The following is a 22,529-nucleotide window of genomic DNA, read 5'->3' as shown; positions in this document are numbered from 1 at the left end:
GACCGCAGAAGAGTTGACCGTACAAGGCAGGTGGGTGGACTGATGGCCGGGACCTGGGAGCAGGTGCTCGCGTTCTTCGGGGGCGCGGATCAGAAGATCGTCGACAGGACCAAGATCGCGGAACTGCCCGCGGGGAGCAAATCCTGGATCAGGCCGGAGTCGGTCCAGAAGGGCACGTCGGGCGCCAACTTCTATTACGGCACAGCAGTCGATACCGGGCACACGGACATGGCCAAGACGGGCGAGGCCAGGCCTGATGTGTGGTGGGCGTGGAACTACACTTTCAACAAGGTCAACCACCACGTCGTGATCGGCATCCCGGTCAACTACACGGACTGGGGCAACGACACCGACAAGCCGCTGTCCCAGTTCATCCACCAGCACGAGGGGATCCTCGGGCCGCTGGCGTCCGGCGGCGGTAACGGCACGGTCGACCCCCGGAGCCTGAGGGACGCCGCGCAGGGTCTGCGGGACGTGGGCAAGTGGCTGGAAACCTGGTACCCGAGGGTGAGGAAATGGGCCGAACTGATCGACGGCCCGGACAGCAACTGGCAGGGTGACGCGGCCGGCGAGTTCAAGATGCTGCTCAAGCGGTACGCGCTGGAGATCGAAACCATCCGCCTCCAGCTCGACACGGTGAAGCACCCGCAGGACCTGGAGGCGGCAGCCGACCAGATCCCGAAGACGGTCACGGGCCTCTTTACCGTCCACAAGGGGTGGTGGGACTCCGGGGATCTGTGGCCCTCCCACGCCATCTACAAGGCGCTGGAAGAGGAGATGACGGGCAAGAAGCCCGAGTTCGACCAGAACGGCCAAGTGACGTCCATCCCCTCCGCCTCGCTCGGCGACGCCACCCAGGACGCCTTCTACGTCAAGCTGGAGCAGAAGGCGAAGCAGAAGTGGCTGGACAACGTCGTCAAGTACCTCGACAAGCGGCAGGCGGCCGGCGGGGCGGATCCGACGGACGCCCTGAACACCGCCTACCAAAAACTGGTCACGGACTTCGGCCGCGGGTACGTCAACGCCACCCTGGACCTGCCCACCCAGGCGCCCCCCGGCCCGGGCGCGGGAGACGGGGCCGGCGGTGACGGCAAGGGCGGCCCGGGAAACCCCGACCTGGGCGGCGGTGCGGGCGGTGGGGGTGGCGGCAACAGCAAGTTGGACCTGGGTGCCGGCGGAGGTGGCGGCGGCGACGGCAAGGGCGGCGGCAACAACACCCACCTTCCGCCGCCGCCCCCGGTCATCAGCCCCGGCGGCGGTGGCGGTGGCGGCGGTGGCGCCGGCCTCGGGGGCGACGGCGCCGGCACGCCGATCCTCGACAAGGACCACAAGCCCGTCCTGGGCGCCGACAAGAAGCCGGTGATGCTGCCCCCGGGCGGCTACATCGGCAAGGACGGCCAGGTGTACGACGCCAACGGCCAGAAGGTGACCGGCAAGGACGGCAAGCCCGTCGTCGTCCCCCCGGGTTCGGACGTTCCGCCGGGCACCGGCGGTGGCATCTACGGGCAGAACGCCAAGGTGCCCAAGGGCTCGAAGGTCCGCGACGACGGGACGGTCATCGGGCCCGACGACAAGGAGGTGCTGGACCGCGACGGCAACCCGGTGGTGCTGCCCAAGGGCGGATCCATCGCCGGTGACGGCACGCTGCTCGACTCGACCGGTCGTCCGATCTCCGACATCTCCCAGCGCTACACCGACCGGCAGCACGCCATCGACGCGATGGTCGGCAGCGGCAGCGGCAGCAGCGGGGGTGGGACCGGTGGTGGTGGCGGCATCCGTCCGCCGTCCACCGGGTCCGACTGGAATCTGGACCTCGGCTCCTCCTTCGGCGACTACGGCTCCGGCGGGAGCTCGACCTCCGCCTCCGGCGGCCTCGGATCCTACGCCGGCCTCTTCGGCGGCGCCGGGGGAACCGGCCTCTCGTCGGGCGGCCTCTCGTCGGGCGGCCTCTCGTCGGGCGGCGGCTCGATGCCCCGGCTGGTCAGCTCCGGCGGCGGGCTGAGTCCGCAGGCCATCGAGAACAGCGGCGGGCTGGCTCCGGGCGGCAAGACGGCAGCCGTGGCGGCCGCCGAGGCCGCGGCCGCGGAGAAGGCCGCGACACAGAAGGCCGCCGCGATGGCCGCCGAGGAGCAGGCCGCGATGCGCGGCCGGTCGGTGTCCACCAGCGGCGGCGGAATGCCGATGATGCCGCCGATGGGCGGCATGGGCGGCGGCATGGGCGCGGGCCAGGGCGAGAAGGACCGTCAGCGCACCACCTGGCTGGCCGAGGACGAAGAGGTCTGGGGCACCGAGACCGGCGCGGTCGACGGTGTGATCGGCCGCTGAGCGCACGGCGCACCAGTAGGAAGGGGCGGCGTCCCGGGAGGGGCGCCGCCCCCGGACAAGGAAACGGAGAAGGCATGTCGCACTCGTTCGAGGACCAACTGAACCAGGCCATGGCCTCGTTGGAGGAGCAGAAGGAGAGGCTGGCCGAGTCGACGCGCAAGATGCAGGCGATGACCGCCTCGGCGACCAGCAAGGACCGGATGGTCACCGCGAAGGTCGGCCCCCAGGGCGAGCTGCTCGCGTTGAGCTTCCACACCACCGCCTACCAGTCCATGGCCCCGGCCCAGCTGAGCACCGTGCTGAAGGACGTGCTCAACGAGGCCAAGGCCCGGATGGGTGACCAGATCACCGCCGAGATGCGCAGCTTCGAGGGTGTCGGCGAGACGCTGCGGATGGACTTCACCGGTGAGCGCGGCGACGAGGAGGGCCTGTTCGGGATCGGCGGCGGACTGGACCTGGACGCGCTGCTGGCCCCGCTCACCGCGATGCGCCCCGGCGCCGACCGGACGGTCAAGCCTTCCCGCAACCAGGAGGAGTTCAATGGCTAAGACGCTGCGCAAGGAAGAGGGCCTCAAAGCGGCGTTCGCCAACTTCGACGACGTGGCGGCCCTGGTCGAGAAGATCAACACGGAGATGGAGGACATCAACCAGAAGAACGTCAAGGCCGGCGGCGGCGACGAGATCGGCAAGCAGTACCACGAGAAGATCGACAAGCCCACCGCCGACCTGTACAACCTGACCTCGCAGATCCGCAACAAGCTGAAGGCGATGTCCGCGCACGGCCAGGGCACCGCCGACCTCTTCGACGCCACCGACGAACACGGCGCCGGCATGGTGTGAACGGCTTCCGCTAGGGCCTGAGTTCGCCCGCCCCGCACCTTCGTACCGCCAGTCCCGCCCCCGGAGGCCCTGCGCCATGTCCCACTCGTCCATTCACGTCTCCCCGGGTGTGGCGCAGTTCTTCCACATCATCACCGGCATGCCCTGGCCGGAGAGTGACGAGGGGCTGCTGCGGGACGTCCGGGACGACTACCTCGCGCTGGCCCAGGACCTGCCGAAGCTGAGCGAGTACATCCTCGCCGCGGTCCAGACCTGCAACACGAGGATCGAGGGCGAGGCCGCCAAGGCCTTCCAGAAGGAGTGGGGGCGGTTCACCAGCTCGGACCCGGCCACCGACCCCCTGCGCAACGCCGCCGGTCTCTGCACCCAGCTGGCCGAACTGGCCGGCAAGGTCGCCAACACCGTCGAGTACACCAAGTGGATGGCGATCGGCCAGCTCGTCCAGCTGATCATCGAGATCGCCTTCGCCATCGCCTGGTCCATCTTCACCGGCGGCGCCTCCCTCGTGGCGCTGGAGTGGAAGAAGATCCTGACGAGGCAGTTCCTCATCCAGCTGTTGAAGAAGCTCGTGCAGCTGATCGCCCTGCACGCCTTCGGCGGCATCGTCGGCGGCCTGATCCTGGACTCGATCATCCAGGGCATCCAGTTCAAGCGCGGTGACCGGCACGAGTGGGACACGGAGCTCACCAAGCAGGCGGCGATCTTCGGCGCTCTCAGCGGTGCGATCGGCGGGCCGCTGAACCTGCTGGGCCTGGGCCTGGGCAAGCTGCTCGGCCCCCGCCTGGCCAAGCTGTTCGTGGAGAGCGCCCTCAACGACGTGATCAAGGGGCTGGCCGGGGGTGCCCTCAAGGGAGCGGGCAAGGAACTCGGCGAGGGCGCGGCGGCCGGAGCCCTCAAGGGGATCGGCAAGGGACTCGGTGAGGGCGCGGCGGCCGGAGCCCTCAAGGGGGTCGGCAAGGAGCTCGGCGAGGGCGCGGCGGCCGGTGCCCTCAAGGGCGCGGGCAAGGAGGCCGGTCAGGGCCTGGGCCACCTGCTCGGGAACGAGGCGGCCGAGCGGTTCGCCAGGGGCATCAGCACGCTGCTGAAGGAGAACGCCCAGTACCTGTCCAAGGGCTTCAAGGCCGGGCGCAAGGTGGGCGCCGCGAGCGGCGAGAAGTTCGTGCGCCAGCTCGGGGAGCTCTTCGAGAAGGAACTCGGGCAGGAACTGGGCAAGAAGCTCGCCCGGGAGATGGGCGAGCACATCGGCAAGCAGTTCGTCCAGCACTCGCTCAAGACGGTGATGAAGGAGGGCAGTCAGGAAGCGCTGAAGGAGACCCTGGAGAACCTCGCCAAGGACGCCGGCAAGGTCGCCCTCACGCCCGAACTCAAGCTGCTGGTCGAGAAGATTCCCGAACTCGCCGGCGGCGTCAACAAGATGAACAAGATGTTCTACCTCGGGCACGTGCTGGGCAGCCAGATCGAGTCGGGCATCAACCAGTACCTCACCGAGGGCATCTACAACACGATCTACAACGGCGAGTGGCAAGCCAGCGGGATGAGCTTCGTCGGCGGCTTCATGATGGGCGGCATGCGGCACATGATCATGGGGCTGGCCTCGCCGCTGACCCTGCGGTACGCCGACTTCGTCCGCGGCCTGGAGAGCTCGCGCATCACCCCGGAGAGCGGCGACAACTACGGATACCTCCACCCGCTGACCTTCCTCTCGGTGATCAGCAACATGGGCGGGTACTCGGCGCCGCTCCCGGTGCCCCGGCCCGGGCACATCGACCAGATCGCCGGGACGCGGCTGTCGGGCGGCGACGGTGCCTCGCTCAAGTCGGGCGCCGGCTCGCTGCCGTCCGTCCTCGGGTCCGGCAGCCACCACCCCGCGGAGAACGGCGAGGGTGTCCTCGCCGACCCCAAGGGCAAGACCAGCCACACCTCCTCGGTCGACGGCGGGTGGGACCCGAAGGCCCCTGCGCGACCGGTCGAGACCCAGTCCCGGGGCGACGATCGGACGTCCGCCGCCGGTCCGCCGAAGTCCACGACGGCGTCCGGCAACCGGGACACCGCCGCCCCCTCACCCGCACCCAGGACCCGTACGGGTGGCGGGCCCGCGAGCCCCGAGAACCCGAGGCCCGAGAGTCCCAGGTCCGACAGCCCCAGGTCCGACAGCTCCAAGTCCGACAGCCCCAGGTCCGAGAACGCCGGCGCCGGGGAGCGCGGCAGGACCGCGACGGCGTCCGCGGACGCCAACGGCCAGGGCAGCGCGAAGCCCCAGCCGCAGGCGCCCGCGCCCGACCCGGCACGCCGCACCACGGTCGTCGACGAGCACGCCGAACCGCCCCTGAGCGAGCCCAGGAACACGGCGGGCGGGCCCGGGGGAGCGGGCGGGCGAGCGGGGACGGACAACGGCCCGCAGCCGCAACCGCAGGCGCCCACGAACGGTGACCGGAGCACGGCCCCGGTGCCGCCGCCCCTGCGCACCAGCACCGACGGCCCCGGCGACGCCACCGCGCCGACCCCGCCCGGCCGCCTCGACCCGAACCGGCCGGACGTACCGGCCGAGGGTTCGAAGACCCCGGACCCCAGGACGACGGACCCCAAGGGCCCGGAGCCCAGGACCCCGGACGTGCCGGTCGCGGACCCGAACCGCCCCGCCCCGAACGGGCCGGTGCCGCCCGCCACCCCGCCCCGCGACCCCAAGCCCGGCGGCCCCAGGCCCGACGGTCCCACCGACCCGCACGACCCCGACGGCCCGCCCGTCCCCATCACCACCCACACGCCCTCCGGTCACGCCTACCACCGGGTCGACGCACCCGAGCACGCCAAGGTGCCGGCCGGCGACGAGCGGCGCACGGCCTGGCAGGACAAGCAGCAGGAGCTCGCCGAGCGGCACGACACCGTGCTCGCCGAGGCCGAGGCGAAGGAAGCCCTGCACAGCGAGGTCGAGGAACACCTCATCGAGGGCCACGCCGAGCTGCCCCGGGAACTGCGCGCCCTGACCGGCCCGGGCACCGAGGCGTGGCGACGCACCGCCGCCGACGTGCAGAGCGACATCGAGGCCCGCCCGCACGAGCGGGAGGAGATCCTCGCCGGCGCCGCCGACCGCCTGGAGCTGGCCGGCGCCCGCGAACTCGCCCTGCGGGTCGCCGTCACCCGCTTCGACCACCTGCTCACCGAACGCGGCCTCGACCCGGCGGCCACCGGCGGCGACCACCCGAGTGCGGAGATCCGCCGGGAGGCCTCCGAGCGCTTCCGCTCCGACGCCGAACGCGACATCTCCCAGCTGTACGCCACCCGCGCCGATCTCACCCCCGAACGCAACGCCCTGGCCAGCCGGGCGCTGGAACACCGGCTGCGCCGGGCCGCCGGGGACCTGGAGGTCCGGCAGGCCCGCGCCACGCAGACCGAGCGGATCGAGCGGGCGGTGGAGGACGCCCACGCCGACTGGAAGCGGGAGAACCTCTCCGAGTCGGACCGCGCGCTGCTGGACGCGGTCGGCGTGCCGAAGGACGCCCGGGTGTCGGAGGAGGCCCGCGACCAGGTCGCCGAGGCCATGCGCGAGCGGCTCGCCGAGGCCCACGGCCGCCACCAGGAGCGGACGGCCCTGGACGCCGACGAGAACGGGCCGGGCACCGGCCGCCGGGACGAGGACACGTTCCTGGTGATCGAGGACGAGAACGGCGACGACCTCGCCCCCTCCGACCCCACCCGCAGGGGAAGGGACCGGCTCGAAGCCGACTTCCGGGACGTCTTCGAGAGCCACCGCGGCGGCCTGTCCCACGACTTCACCGTCCAGGCGGTCCGCGAGACCGTGCTGAAACGCTCCATCGACGCGGTGGAGGACGCGGTCGGGGCGTGGAAGACCAGTGCCCCCGAGCAGTTCGGCGTCGAGGCGCTGCGCGAACTGGGCCTGGCCGACGGCCCGTCCGCGGGCGCGGTGGCCGCCGCCCGCGCCCAGCTCGCCCGCCTCACCGACCGCGCGGTCACCGAGCACACCGCCGCCGACCGTGACCCGGCCCGGCTCAAGGAGGAACTCGACCGGCTGACCGACCCGGCCGAGATCAACCGCCTGCTGGCCCTGCACGGTGCCCGCGAGGAGGCGCTGCGCGTCGCCGAGGACACCGCCCGCACCAAGGTCCCGCACGACCTGGGCGGCCTCGACACCGCCGACGGCAGCGGCCACGGGACGGCGACGGCCGCCTCCGTCGAGACGGCCCTGGGACGGCCGGCGCGCGGCAGCCGTACCGACCGCTCCGAACCGCCGGCCTCCGCCGCGGCCCGGCGCGTGCGCGAGGGTTACACCGAGCGGGTCCGCGCCGCGTTCGAGGAGAACTTCCGCTCCCTGCTGCGCGACGCGGACGCCGACCACAAGGCCGGCCTGCCCGAGCGGCTGGAGCAGTGGCGCCTCGAACGCGAGCGGCTGACCGAGGGCCTGGACCGGCACGTCGCCTTCGAACGCGCCGTACTGCCCGCCCGCGAGCACGCCGCCGCCGGCTACGACCGCCTCGCCGAGAGCCGCAAGGTGTCGGACGAGACGGTCCAGGAGCTGAAGACCCGCTACGGCGGCGAGTTCTTCGACGCCTACAAGGACCACTGGGGTCCGGAGGACCTGAACGGCGAGCACTGGCGCGGCCACGAAGCGGCCAACGAGAACGTCTTCGGCCGCCGCCCCTCCGAGGAACGGCCCGAGGTCAAGCCCGAGGCCGAGACGAAGCCCGAGACCAAGCCCGAGCCGACCCCCGTACCCGGGCCGCTCACCCCGTCCGGCCCCCTCGTCCGTCCCCGGGACAGCGTCCGGGAGCCGTCCTCGGGCACGAAGCGGGACGGGGTCCGCCCCGAGGGTCACGAGCTCGCCGAGCAGGGCGACCGCCGCCCTCACACCCCCGCACCCGAGGACGAGGGGGCCGCGACCACCGGGCCGTTGCAGGAGCGGGCACGCCCGACGCTCCTGACGACCGGGCAGGACCACGAGGGCACCGGGTCCCACCGTGAGGTGCAGGAGCCGGCACACCAGGTGCCGGCCGGGAAGGAGCGTCAGGCCACCGAGGACGCCGTCTACCCGGTGGCGCAGCGCACGCCCGCGCAGGCCCCGCCGCCTCCGCCGCCCCCGCCGCCGGGCGGTCCGTTGGCACCCCCGGCCCAGGGCGGGCCGCCGCCCCCGCCGCCGCCGGGTGGCCCGTTGGCACCCCCGCCGCCGGGTGGTCCGCCGCCCCCGCCGCCGGGTGGCCCGTTGGCGCCTCCCGTGCCGGGTGGTGCGGGACAGCCCGTCGCCGCGCCGTTCGTGCCGGTGCCCTCGCACGGGCCGGTCCAGGAGGTCCGGGAGCAGCACCGCGCCGAGGACGAGCAGCACCTCGCCGCACTGCCGCCGCACACCGGTGGGACGCCGACCGTGTCCCCGGCCGACGCCGCACTCGGGCATCAACTGAGCGAGCGCTACCCGCGGATCAGCCTGGTCGACCCGGGCTCACCCGGCAGCGGCCACCAGGTCGCCTTCCTGCGAGTGCTGGAAGGCCTGGCCAGGATGGGCTATTCCGGCGAGGTCCACCTGACGTTCGCGCGCGGCAAGGCGCCGTTCTACGCCGAACGGCTCGGCCGTTCGGCCGACCTGGCGCACCCACGGCGCTCCTACGAGCTGTTCCACAGCCCGTGGACGGGCGTCCACCAGGGGATGCGGGTGACCGCACACCCGGCGGGAGCGCCGCTGGACGTCGCGTACAACCCGGTCGCGCGGCGGATCGCCGCCGACGTGGAGACGTACTGGAAGTACTTCGCCTGGACCGGGGCGACGCCCGAGGGGGCCTGGCTGGACTCCAGCAGGCCGAGCGCACCCGTGCGCAACCGTTACGTGGGCGACAGTCCGCAGATCCAGCAGGACTTCCGGGAATCCGTCACGAGAGAGGACAACCGCGACCGGCCGATCAGCCCCGACCAGCACCTGACCCCCGACCTCCTGACGGCCGGCGCCCAGTCCTCCGGGCAGGGCCGGACGCTGACCGTCTTCGCCGCCCTGGACGCTCCGCACGGCGGGGACACGGCCGGCTACTTCGAGCAGAACCTGACCTCGTCCCTGCGGGAGATGACGGGGGAGCAGGATCCGGACGTCCTGGTCCTGCAGCCCTTCCTGTGGGACAGCCACCCCCGGCAGATCCGCCGCGGGGACGACGTCCTGGCGGAGCTCTGGCACGACCAGGGCGCCACCGTCACCTACCCCTTCCGCCCGCAGCCCGTCCCGGAGGACCTCCCGGGCCACGTCCGCGACCACTGGCCGGCGGCCACCGGTGCCGACGACCCGGTTCCGGACCTGGTCGCCGACCTCCTGCGGCGCGCCCAGAACAGCGAGATCCGGCTGGCCACCGCCTACTACGGAGACTCCATCGACGGCACGGTCCGCCACCGGGACATGGCCACCCGGATGGAAGCCGCGCTGCGGGAGGTCCCGGGGCCGCCCCGTCCGTCGGTCGTGGTCCTGCTGGGAGCCGGGCCGAACGAGCGACAGAACCCCGCGGAGCTGCTGGCCGGCCTCCGGGGCCTCTCCGACGCGCCGTCCGGCGACGGCGGCGCCCACCAGCTGCGGCTGGGACGCGTGGAGCCGGCGGTGATGGAACTGTTCGAGCGGTACTCGACCCTGGTCGTCACCGAGGGCGCCAACACGTGGCAGGAGATCCTCACCCTCGCCACCCCCGGCATCTCGGCCCGCCCGGGCGGCGAGACCCGCCCCTGGACGCTGGCACCGAACGGCACCCAGTCACAGGGCGGCCACCGGATCGGTGAGGCCTCCGCGGCGCTCGCCACCGGGAACACCACGGAGCTGGCCACGTTCCTGCACGACCTGGACGACCCGACCGGCGAAGTGCGCGAGTACCTGGACGCCTGGCGCGATTCCCTGAGCGCCGACGCCAACGACCAGTTCCGCAGCGCGGTCGAACAGCTCCTCGGCCAGCCGGAGCCCCTGGCCGGCGGGAACACCGGGGCGGCGACGGCGGTCCACCAGCCCGCCCAGGCGCCGGCCGGGCCCGCCGCCGTACCCCCGCCGGTGCGGGAGCCGGGGCCGGTCGCGCCGTCCGAGGGGCCGGGCGCGGTGCTGCCCGCCTCGTCCTGGGCCGACATCCGCACGTCGGCGCCGCCCGCGCGGATGGAGACGGTGCGTTTCGACCCCCTGGTGCGCGGTCAGGGGGGGCCGGGCGCCATCGCCGGGCCCGGGGTGCGCGAGCAGTACGAGGCCCGGCAGTTGAGCCTGGGCGGGCTGCACGGCGCCGACACCACGATCAGCTACGACGCGCGGCGCTTCGAGGTCCGTCCCGGGCACTGGGTCACCGAGTTCACGCTGAACCTGCACCTGCAGGGGCCGGACGGCCGCCCGCTGCCCGCGCACGAGGCCACCCGGATGCTCGACCGGGTCCGGTCGGTGGTCGACGAACGCTTCAACGAGCGGTTCCGCCTGCCCGGCGGGGACCAGGTGCACCTGCGGGTGGACGGCACGCCGGACGCGGCCGGCGCGCACCAGACGGTCACCGTGGTTCCCGGTCGCGAACGCAGCGACCAGTTCACCTGGTCCGACGAGAGCCCGCCCGGCGTGCTGCTGCACGAGGCGCTGCACTACCTCGGCCTGCCGGACGAGTACGTCGAACCGGCGGCGAAGCCGGGCGACGTGTTCGCGCTGCGCCGTCGCGACCGATGGGCCGGCGAGAACGGTGTGATGGGCACCTCGGCCCACCGGGACGACTTCACGGTGCTGCCCCGGCACCTGGAGCGGATCGAGGACGTCCTGCGCTCGGGCCCGGTCCTGCGTGACCTGCCGCTCGGGCAGGAGCGCCCCCGCCCGGAGACGGTGGACGCGCCACCGACGCAGCGGCACCCGGAGACGGTCGAAGCGCCGCTGACGCAGCGGCACCCGGAGACCGAGGGCCCCGGTGCGCTGACCCCGACCGACAGCGCCCCCCGCGCCGGCGAGGTCGCCACCAGCAGGGCGCCGAACGCTCCGGCGCCGGTGCACGAATCACGCGTGAACGTGCTGGACGACGGCCGGCTGTACCACGTCGTCGACGTGCCGGGCGACGGTGACTGCCTGCTCCACGCCGTCCTCGCCGGCGCCCGCGGGGTGGACGGCTGGGCACACGGCGACCTCAGCGTCAACGGGCTGCGCGAGCTGGCGTCGCAGTGGTTCCGCAGTGACGCCGGCGCCGTGCTGCGCCACAACGCCGACAACACCGGCCAGCGGCCCCAGGACCGTCTGGAACCGAACGAGCGCACCCGGACCTGGCAGGTGTACCGCAACCCCGGGGACGAGCAGCCGTCGACGCTCTCCGCCGACGACCTCGGGAACCTGCGCATGAGCGAGCTGTACGACATGGGGCTGCGCAACCGGTCCCTGTGGAACACCTCCTTCTACGACCAGGCGCCGGCCGTCATCGCCCACGCCCTCGACATCCACCTCGTGATCCACCAGGGGAACGCCCGCACCGCGTTCAACTCCGGTGCGCAGGGCCGCGAGGTGCACGTCTACCGCGATCCAGGCGAGGGCCTGGCCGCGCACTACTCGGCGCTGCGCCCCGACACCCGGGCGCCGGTGGCGGTGGAGACCACCCGTCCCGTCGACCCGCAGGTGGCGAAGGAGCTGGCCGGCCGCGTCAAGCCGGACATGGTCGTCGTCACCATGGAGCCCGGGCAGCCGGTCTTCCGGGTGACCGATGCCGTGACGCTGCGGGGGTACCTCATCCAGGGCAAGATCGGCGCGGTCAAGAACAAGGAGGGGTGGTCCCAGCTGGGGCCCGGGCTCTACACCGGCCACGACTTCGGTCACGCCGCCGCCTACAGCGACACCCTCTCCAACCTGCCGGTGGTCATGGAGTTCGCCCTCTCCCGCGGGGCCACGGGCCTGAAGGTGGAGAACATCACCCAGAACTGGACGGACAAGGAAGTCCCGCAGACGCTGGCGAAGTACGACTTCCTCACCGACGGGACGCAGTTCAAGTTCCACCCCCGCTTCTACGACGGCCTCCTCCGGGAAGGGACGCAGTCCGCGGACAAGCAGAGCGGCCTGCGGATCGCCGGCCTGAAGGTGAAGGAGGGCGAAGCGCTCTGGAACCACTACCGGACCGAGGACTTCGTCCCGGAGTTCGACGGCTACCTGATCAAGGCGCACCAGGACAAGGCGGCCCAGCACCCGCGGAGCCAGGACGCGCCCGGCCCCGCCCGCGAGCCGGATCCGGTCCCGATGAACGCCGTCCTGGAAGCCGCCCCGCCCGCCTCGCCCGGGGACCTCAGGCGCATCGCCTACCGCGAGCACGCCGAGGCCTTCGAGCGGCGGCTGGCCACTCACCTGCTCCAGCGCGAGGACGTCCAGCGCGAGGTCAAGAAGGTCGTGGACCTGGCCTGGGCCATGACCACCGGCGACAAGGACAAGGTCAAGTTCGGCTCCAGGAGCACGGGCACGACCGGCATGGTCGGAACCGACCGGCACCTGCTGCAGGAGGTCGTCGACCGCGGCAACCTCCGGGAGCGCATGGCCCTGCTCTACAACGGCTACACCTCCAACCACTTCGCCAAGCTCGTCCGACAGCGGCAGCTGCCGCGACCGGAGCAGCTGACGCGGGAACGGGCGGACCGCCACGACATCGGCGCCGAGGTCGTCAACCCGTTGACCGCGGAGATCAAGAAGGTCTACGGGGAACTGCTGAAGGGGCCCGTCGCCGAGTCCCAGCAGGAGGCGCCATTCGGATCGTTCCGCACCGACGAGCCGTACGGACCCGTCATCGACGGCATCCGGGACGACTACGCCCAGCGCCGGAGCCAGCCGATCGGGGACTGGCAGCGCAAGCAGGTCGTCGAGGGCGCGCAGAAGGCGGCGGAGCGCCGGGCCAGGAGCATTCTCGAAACCGACCGCAACCCCCTCGACGTCAATCCGCCGCTGGGCCGGGGCGAGTGGTACAGCGCCGTGGACAAGGACGGCCGGCTCGGCTGGCAGCCGGGTGCCAAGAGCTTCCACTACAAGCTCGGTTCCAAGTTCCAGCAGGACGCCCATGACAGCGGGGGACTGGTCGTCAGCGGCACCTCCGGCACGGCCTTCGGGATGCTCCAGGCCGTCAAGGAGCTCGCCAGGACGAAGGAGGGCAGGGCGGTCCTCGCCGACATGAAGGCCGAGCCCGTCGACTTCGAGCTGTTGAGGCTGGGGCTGCTCGGCTGGATGGTGGAGTCGGACGACCACACCTTCCACGAGATCATGACCGGTTCCCGGCTGTTCTCGGAGAGCCTCACCCCGGAGGAGCGCGCGGATCCGAACCTCGCCAGGACGGACCTCGCCTACAACGACACCTACCACCGCTACCGCTTCCTCGCGCCGCTGACCGAGCAGCACCTGCGCAGTGAGGTGGCGCCGGAGGGACGCTTCCCAGACGAGCACCTGGTGGGGGACTGGTCACTCGACGATCTGGCGCTCCATGACCTGGCGCTCGACTCCCCGGCCGCCGATGAGCACTCCTCCGACGGCGACCCGTCGGCCCGGGAGGGCGACACGAATTCAGGCGGCAGCCTCCGGCAGCCGTCCGCCGCGCCGCCTGCCTCTGCCGACCAGGCCGCGGTGGACCTGGCCAGGCGCCACCTCGAAGCCGCGGCCCAGAACCCGGCGCTCCGCGAGTTCATGGGGCGGATCAAGAACGGCGCGTTCACGAGCAAGCGCGACGACCAGGGCATGCTCCGGATCCGTGAAGGGGAGCGGTACGAGGCCCTGCTCGGAGACGTCCAGAGGTTCCTCGACCACGCGCAGGCGATCCACCCGGCCGGGGCGCAGGCGACGGAGGGATCGCTGAACCTGTACCGGGCGGTACGGATGGACCCCCAGGGCCGCGAACGGGACGTCTTCACCGAACTGCTGCCGTCGTCCACCTCCTTCGACCGGCAGTTCGTCCAGGACTGGATGGCGAACGGGGGCGGCGCCGACAACTACGCGCTGTTCGAGATCCACGTGCCGCAGTCCCATCCCATGCTGGCGCTGTCGTTCCCGCCGGGCCACTCCAGGGCCGACGACGACCCGGAGCCGGTGAACGAGAAGCAGTCCGAGGTGACGCTCGGACCCAGCCGCCTGACGGTGATCGCGCGGGAGGAGGACGGCCGCTTCCACGTCATCTCGGCGGACGCCGAACCCCTGTCGGTCGACGACATCCGGACCGAGGTCGAGAACTGGTCCAGCGACATGTCGATGCCGGACGCGTTCCAGGCGTTCACCCGGTTCTTCAGCGAGTCCTCGCTGCGAACCGCCTACCCCGACCTCAAGCCCCACCACCGCGTCACGGAGTCGTGGTCGGCGGACGGCCTCCAGAAGACCGTCAGGATCGAGCACCCGCACGAGCAGTTGAGCGGACAGTTCCTGGAGGTGACGGTCCGCCACCAGGGGGAGTCGGTCTCGATCCTCTGGCGGTCCAGCGACGACACGCCGTCCGACGGAGGCGAACCCTACGAGCGGACGCCGCTGGTCTACAGCGCGGCGCGCATCGGCGAGGTGAGCGGGAGCCTCCGCGCGCAGACGCTGGCCGAGAACGCCAGCTTCGAGTCGCTCGACCTCCCCTACGACTGGTTCGATTTCGACGCGGTGCCCGAGGCGCAGGACGCACCGAGCGTCCTCGACAACGGCGCTGACCGCCACCAGCCCTTCACTGACGGCGAGTTGGTGACACACGCGATCGTCGGCGAGGACGGCGTCAACGTCGGGCGTTCCTTCCACACCGAGGCGGACTTCGGCCTGCGCCGGGAGACGCACCTGAACTTCCCCTCGGAGCGGACGGCCGCCGAGAACCAGGTCGCCAACCCGGACTTCGCACCGGAGCAGAACGTCCGCCCCGACGGCGGCTTCGACTGGGCGGCCGTCCATCGGGGCGAGAACAAGCCCGGCGAGCGCGACGGCGACGACGCGGACGTCCAGGTGCCGTGGGATCCGAAGAGCAAGCCGTACTTCGCCAACCTGCACGGCGCCGAGAACTGGTTGAAGGTCGCGGTGCGCACGCCGGACGGCAAGGAGGGCTACAAGTCCGTCTCGTACGGGGACTTCGGCGGCAGGCTGAACCGCCGGGCGAGCCTGTCCGCCCGGCCGGAGGAGTCGCCGGTCGTGCTGCTGGCCTGCGAGGCGGGCCTGTCCCGCGTGAACCTGGGGCTGATCGCCGACGCCACCGGGCGCACCGTGCACGCGACGACCGGCAAGACCTACGTCGCCAAGGAGGCCGACGGCAGCACCAGGCTGGTCCAGCTGCGCCGGCCCGGCCAGGACCGCCCCGAGTTCGTCACCGTCCACCCCACCGGCAAGGACACCGGCGGCGACCCGGGCACGGCCGCTCACCGCACCGTCACCGAGACCACCGCCGCGCACGGGACCGACGAGAACACCGCCACCGTCCGCACCGTCATCGACAGCAACGACGAGATCACCGTCCTGGGGGAGCACAGCGGGAGCACCGTCCCGGCCGCCCAGGACGGGAACGCCCGGCCGCCGCTCGACGGCGGGCCGATGCGCCTGACGGACCACCCGTCCGACGTCCCGATGCGGATGCCCGGCCCGGACGCCGTGGACCCGTTCCGGGCCGGTACCGAGCGGGAGCAGCTGGGCGACCTGCGCCGGCGGCTCGCCGACCTGCCCGAGGGCAGCCCCGAACACCGGCAGCTGCAACGGGAGATCGATCGGGCGCAGGAGAGGCGCCGGTCCGCCTTCACGACCTTCCTCGACCACGACGGGAGCGACCTCGCCGCCGCCGCGCGGGGACGCGAGGAGGAGATCGCAGGGCTGCGGAAGCAGACGCCGACCCCGGGGACCTGGCAGGAGGACCACCGGCGCCGGCAGCTGGACACGCTGGAGCTGGAGGTCCGCGAACTCCAGGCCGAACTCGACCGCCACGTCCTGGACGCCGAGTCCAAGCAGCGGATGGTCCCCAGCGCGCAGGACCTCGCCCTGGTGGCGCACCTGCGGGAGCCGCTGAAGCACCCGCTGGAGGAAGGAGCGGCACACCCGCCGGCGCTCCTGGACCGCCTCACCCGCGCCCGAGTCGACTGGACCTCCCTGCACCCGGTCCAGGCGGCCGCCCTGGTCATGGTCGAACGCAAGGCGATGGCCTTCGAGCAGCGCGACCGCGCCCTGCTCACCGAGCGGCTGACCGCGCCAACCGGCGAGTGGGCGTGGGCGGCGAAGTACCCCCGGGACACACCCGAGGCGGTCGACCGGCTGATCACCGATGTCGAGAACCACATGCGCGACACGATGTACATCGCCACCAACTTCCACTTCGACCAACCGCTCAACGCCAACCGCCAGACCACCTTCGGCGCGTCCGGCCGCGGCTTGGGCGGGTGGGGATCGAAGTCGAAGACCCTGCTGGACAAGCTGATGGCCGACAAGCAGGGGCTGTTCCGCAACGCCTGGGAGACCGGCGCCTCGCAGGCCGCGGTCGTCCCCTCGCGCCGCGGCGGCGTCGAGGAGCACTTCGGCTACGCGCCCGCTCTGCGCCGCAGCCACGACACCCGTCACCTCTACCAGGACACCGGCAGCGACGACAGCCGGTTCAAGCCCGCGAAGGACGACCGCGGCCTGCTGCCCAAGTACGGGGCGCTGGTCTCCGACCTGCAGCCGTTCGGCGTGGCACGCCGCTACGGCGCGTTCGCGCTGCACTGGTCCGACGACATCCGGGGCCGCGTCACCCACACCCCCAACGACTCCTGGACGGCGCGCGAGAAGGGCGCCCTGTCGGTGACCTCCGACTCCCACCTGCTGCCGCTGCTGCTGTGGGGCGAACCGGCGATGGTCGAACGGGTCTTCGGCGAGGCGACCGGCTTCCGGCACGACCCGGACTTCGGGGCGCGGATGCTCACCGAAGGCATGGACACCAACAGCTACTTCGAGACGCAGATCCACGGCCCGCTGTCCTGGCGCGACCTGCGCCACGTCGTCATCAGCCACCAGCGGCCGAGCGACACCCCCGTCCCCCGGCGCGACCAGCAGCTGCCGACCAGGGAGCGGGCCGAGGAGATCGCCGACAAGCTCCGCGCGTTCGCGGCCAAGAAGGGCCACACCTTCACGGTGGAACTGCGCCCGGCCGGCACCATGCCGGAGCGCAACCGCCCGCAGGACGTCCTGGTCCCCACCGCCGCGCCCGCCCCGGCCCCGCAGCCGCACCCGGGTGCCGGCGCCGGCCTGACCAGCAGCAGCAACGACCAGGTCCACAGCACGGCCGAGCAGCTCGTCGGCCAGCCCGAACCCCCGGCCGGGGGGAACACCGGCGCGACGACGGCGGTGCGCCGGCCCGCTCAGGCTCCGCCGGTTCCCGAGCAGACGCCGCAGGTCTCAGAGCAGGCTCCGCCGCAGAGCGCCCCGCTGCCACCTGCCGTCCAGCCCCCTGCCGTCCAGCCCCCCGCCGTCCAGCCCCCTGCCGTCCTGCCGCCTGCCGTCCTGCCGCCCGCCGTCCTGCCCCCCGCCGCGAACCGGGACGTCCCCGCCACCCGGACGGGCCTGCGGATGGCCTCCGGCGCGTTCGTCGGGGACGAAGGACGGAACAACAACCGCCCGGCCGACGTCCTGGCACTGAACCGCCGACTGGAGGACCTCGGCGCCGTGGCACCGGACCGGGCCGAACAGGTCCGGCAGGACACGGAGCCGTTGCAGCGCCGTATCGAGGCCCGGGCCAGGAACCGCAACGCCCCACCGCTCAGGCTGCCGGTGCCCCCGGCGACCGTCGAGCCGCTCGTCCGGGCCACGGCCGAACACCTCGCCTCGCCGCTGGTACCCGAGCACGCCGGCGCGCTCGGCCTGACGCTCTCCGCCAGTGTCGGCCCCGGTGGTGCCAACCACCGCGCGGACGTGACCGCAGTGGGCCGCAGGCTGCACGACCTGGACCTGCTCGCCGACAGCGACCGCGGCGCCCTCGACCACCCGGCCGACGGCGGCGCACTGCCACCGCCCGTCCTGGACGCCCTCCTGACGCTGCGCGCCGACCACCTGGCCGGGTGCTTCGACCTGCCCGCCGCGGCGGGCGGCCGGCAGCTGGCGCAGGCCATGCACGGCCTGTCCGAGCGCGGGGTCGTCCTGGACTGGCGTGCCTCGGGCGCCCTGGACCTGGAGCGCACCGCCTTCGCGGACTGGGCGCTGGAAGGCCCGGCGGACCAGCCGCCGCCGTTCGCGCAGGACACCACGCTCAACTGCTGGGAGTCCGTCCTGCTCACCGCCCACACGGCCGGGCTGATCAACTGGGACCGGATCCACGACCTCTACGCGGCCGACCTGACGGGCCCCCAGTGGACGGCCAACCTGATCGCCGGCCTGCTGCCGCACACCAGGACCACCTACGACGCGAACGATCCGCACACGCCGCTCCCGCGTGCGGGCGACATCGTCGTCTTCGGTCGGGGCGACCACGTCGCCGTCGCCACCGGCCGCACGGACGAGCACGGCGCGCCGCGCCTGCTGAGCTTCGGCGTCAGCCCCACGGACGACCCGGCCGAGGTCAACCGGGTGATCGAGCTCAGCGCGCCGGACCTCTACGTGGGCCCCGCCGAGTTCGGACCCGGCCCCTGGAGCGAGCGCCCGGCACCCGACCAGGTGGCGTCGCAGGAGTCCGCGCACCCGGAGGCCGCGCTGACGACGGTGCCCGACGCCGGGCACTTCGGTCCGGGCCCCGAGCACACGCCGGCCGCGGTCCCGCCGGTCACCGGCCGCCGCGGCGAGCTGCGCGAGGCGCTGGTCCACCACGAGGCCTCGGGCGCCTACCGGCTGGACGACCCGGCGGTCGGCGAGCAGGCCCGCCGGCGGATGGCCGGGACGCTGGACCGCTTCCCGGCCGACGAACGCTTCCTCACCGTGGCGATGCACACCGGCCCCGACGGCGTGCCGCGCTGGCAGAACACCCGGGTCACCGAGGGCGAAGTCGCCGACCTGCTCGCCTCGTTGTACGAACAGCGGGCCTGGGACGGGAACAAGCCGGTGCAGCTGGTGGCCTGCTCCTCGGCCCGCGAGGGCGAGACGTCGTTCGCCGCCGGCGTGCTGCGGGAGCTGCGCCTGCGTCTGCCCGGCCTGGACCTGGAGGTCTACGCCCCCAGCGGCCTGGCCTGGTTCGCGCCCCCGGTCTCGGGGCCGTTCCGCAGCGACCCGCACGGTCCTGGGGCGCTGGTGGTCGCCCGGCAGGTCGCCTTCGACAGTGCCGGCCGTCCCGTTCTGGTGGAGGGCGGCGGCTGGGTGAGCCTGACGAGCCCGCGGGACGCGTCCCCCGACGCCCCGCCCGTGGTGCGCACCGTCGGCGCCCACCTGCCGGTGAACGGGACCCTCCCGCCGCGTTCGGAGCCGGCGCCCGAGGGCTACACCGTGATTGCGGACCGGTCCGCGCCGAACGGCGACCGGTTGGCGTCGCACAGCGACGCGGTGGCGTTCTCCGGACGCCGGCGCAAGGGCGGGATCGCGGACTCGGACTCGAGTTCGGACTCGGGCTCGGACCAGGGCGGGGGCCCGAGTGCGGGCAAGCGCATCCGTCCGAACGATGCCTCCGATTCGGACGAGGAGATGGTGTCGGACGACGACACCGGCAGTGAGCTCGCCGATTCGGCGGAGGACTATCGCGACCTCCTGCGGGTCGTGGACAGGCGTTCCGACCAGCTCGCGGCCCTGTGGGGGAGGGCCGAGGTGGGCAATGCCTCGGAAGCGGTCTTCACCAGGATCAGGGCCGAACGCGATGTGCTGACGGCCATCCAGAACGTCGGCCTGGTGCACTCGGTGCGGGCGGCCGACGCGCTGCTGGGGCTGCTGAATCACGAAACGGAGAACCGGCGCCAAGACCTGACCGACCGCCGCGACGCCCTGGCCGAGCACGCCGTCCCACTGCCCTCCGCCGACCGGTTCCAGGCGCTCCACACCGAGGTGATGGGCCGCTACGACCCCGAGGGCGGCAACCTCGCCCAGAACTGCGAGTTCCGGGCCCACGCCCTGTCCGAGCTCATCGCCGCGGCAGACCCGGGGATCGGCCGCCAGCACCTCGCCAAGGTCTGGGCCTATCCCGCTAGCGAGCACGGGCGGCTCCACCCGGACCACGAGTGGAACCACCACGTCGCGGTGCTGGTCGAGACAGCGGGAGAGAGCCGGGTGATCGATCCGCTGCTCTTCCCCGACCGTGCGGTCCGGTTGGCGGACTGGCAGGCGGTGCTCGCCATGCCCGGGCAGGGCGCGCCGCTGACGCACCGGGCGCCGTGGGAGTTCTTCGGCGCCCCGGACCGCGAAGGCCGGCTGGACACCGAGTCCGCTGCTCTGATCGACGGGGCGACCAGGCAGCAGATCGACGGGTGGAAGCGCCAGGGCCCGACCTCGGTGGACGGCGCGCACGTCTTCGGGGACCCCGAAGCCAAGAGCACCGACGCCAAGAGCACCGAGTCCAAGAGCACCGACACCAAGAGCAGCGAGTCCAAGAGCAGCGAATCCAGGAGCACCGACGCCCTCACGTCCGACCTGGTCGAAATGGCGCTGTCGGGCAAGCGGACGGTGACCGACGCGGAGGGGGAGGGGAAGCCGGAGGAGGCGACGGAGGGGAAGGGCAAGGACAAGGCGGAGGACACCGCCGAGGACACCGTGGTGAAGCCGGACCCCGACACCGTGGAGGCGGCGAGGGCGGTGCTGGACGACTCCCTCCTCGCCCCGCTCTTCGCCGGCACCGACGTGACCAAGACCTACGCCGTCATCGGCCTGGAGTTGAAGGGCGACAAGAGCTGGCAGACCACGGAGGCCGTCACCAACGGCAGGGACGAGTCCGTCAACGGCAGCCGGTCGCTCCAGGCCGCCGACCGCTGGGCGCAGGAGAACGGCCTGCGGACGCAGCGCTACGACGCCGAGGTGAAGGGGCTGGCGAAGGCCTTCCAGCAGATGGCGGGCTGGGGTTTCACGCCGGTGCCCCATCCCTCGGAGAACCGCGGCAAGCCTCCGGAGAAGGCGGCCCGGCAGCCCGGCGCCGCAGCGCTTTCCCAGCCCGAGGGCGTGCTCACCGTGCTCTCCTCCCGAGGCACGTGCGCGAGCTGCAAGGAGGTCGTCAAGGACTTCCGGGAGGCGTTCCCGAAGGTCAGCACCTACGTGGGGTACACGATCGCCGCCAAGCAGAAGTCGACGTCCTCGGACCAGGAGCGCACGTACACGAGGGACGGTAAGGAGGTACCGGGCACCATCGAGTACGGCTGGAAGCAGACGTCCAGGCTCAACTCCACCAGCGCGTACCTGCCCAAGGGGAAGGACATCGCCTTCAAGTACTTCCCCTCGAAGGACGGCGAGGCCGCCTGGAACGAGAGGCTCGCGGACAGGGCGGCCGAGGAGGCGGCCGCGGCACGGCGGGCGGCGGAGGCCGCGGCCCTGAACGTGATCGACGGAGCGGTCAGGCCGAAATCGGCGGAGAGGGTGATGAAGTTCGTCGAGGACTACACCGGTCCGGAGGACGACTTCGTCACGCAACTCGACAAGCACATGAAGAGCGGCTTTCTGGCGTGGAAGCTCACCCCCGAACTGCGAGCCGCCCTCCCGCTCTGGTTCAAGCGCAACCCGCGGCCGGCCATCAAGGGCAGCAGCTGACCGGCTCCGCGCCCCACCCGGTGAACACCGCCCGCTCCGGGCGCCGTTGCCCCGGGTGGGGGCACCCGGGGGGCGGGGCCGACAAGCGAGGGAGCAGGACATGGATCAGCAGCAGGAGCATGAGGACGTCGGGGAGTTCCGGCTGGCGGCGGTGTTCGACATGGTCGACCCGGTGACCGGGCCGGGGTTCTCGGACCGCGCGGTGGTCGAGGACGCGACGGAACGGGCCGCGCTGGCCGGGTACCTGCGGGCCGGCGCGGAGGTGCTGATGACGCCGATGCTGATGGACGACATCTTCGACACCTCCCGGCAGGGCGCCGTCCCGCTGAACTACCGCACCGACGGCGAGTGGATCTGGACCGACACCGTCACCTACTACCTGGAGGAGTACGACATCGCTCCCGAACCCGGGCTGCTGGCGCACCTGCGCGAGCGGGGCGACGCACGGCCCCAGCCGGACGCGGCGACCCTGGAGCGGGCGGCCGACTTCGTCCTCCACCCGCCGCAGCCGGCTGAGCCGGCCTGGCGCCTGGACACCGACTGAACCCCGCGTGCCCCGCCGTCCGTGAGTTCCTAGGGGACGGCTGTGTCGGGCGGCCACTGAGGCCGGGACGGGCCGTCCCTGTCGGGTGTCGTTGTCGAGAGCCAGGAGGCCCGGGTGGGCAAGGTGCGCAACGGACGTGAGAGTCAGCCGTCGGGCGGGGGCGTCCAACTGCCCGCCGTGGCATGGGCGGTGCCCGAGCCGGCCGAGGAGGCCGGGCAGCCGGCGGAGGCCGCGGCCGGGCCCGCGCGGCGGGCGCCCGCCGCCGTGGGCGCC

5 protein-coding genes are annotated in these 22,529 nt (G+C 72.7%); all 5 read left to right on the top strand.

Annotated elements, in window-relative coordinates; translation table 11 throughout:
- The first annotated feature begins 42 nt into the window (after positions 1–42).
- Positions 43–2,325 carry a hypothetical protein gene (locus ACFWA9_RS15710; protein ID WP_380387478.1) on the top strand — a complete coding sequence of 761 codons (2,283 nt, stop codon included), beginning with the start codon at positions 43–45 and terminating at the stop codon, positions 2,323–2,325.
- A gap of 74 nt (positions 2,326–2,399) precedes the next feature.
- A complete protein-coding gene (locus ACFWA9_RS15705) occupies positions 2,400–2,873 on the top strand; it encodes a YbaB/EbfC family nucleoid-associated protein (protein WP_329489376.1) in 474 nt (157 codons plus the stop codon).
- A complete protein-coding gene (locus tag ACFWA9_RS15700; RefSeq protein WP_380387475.1) occupies positions 2,866–3,165 on the top strand; it encodes a hypothetical protein in 300 nt (99 codons plus the stop codon). Before ACFWA9_RS15705 ends, ACFWA9_RS15700 begins: the two co-directional genes overlap by 8 nt.
- A gap of 76 nt (positions 3,166–3,241) precedes the next feature.
- A complete protein-coding gene (locus tag ACFWA9_RS15695; RefSeq protein WP_380387472.1) occupies positions 3,242–21,712 on the top strand; it encodes a protein-glutamine glutaminase family protein in 18,471 nt (6,156 codons plus the stop codon).
- 100 nt (positions 21,713–21,812) lie between these two features.
- Complete coding sequence (locus ACFWA9_RS15690; protein WP_380387469.1) at positions 21,813–22,256, top strand: hypothetical protein; 444 nt, start codon at positions 21,813–21,815, stop codon at positions 22,254–22,256.
- The last annotated feature ends 273 nt before the right edge of the window (positions 22,257–22,529 follow it).

It is taken from the genome of Kitasatospora sp. NPDC059973 (genome assembly GCF_042737525.1).
In the GTDB taxonomy this organism is placed as follows: Bacteria; Actinomycetota; Actinomycetes; order Streptomycetales; family Streptomycetaceae; genus Kitasatospora.
The sequence above is the reverse complement of the archived record's forward strand: the minus strand, read 5'-3'. Positions and strand labels throughout refer to the sequence as shown.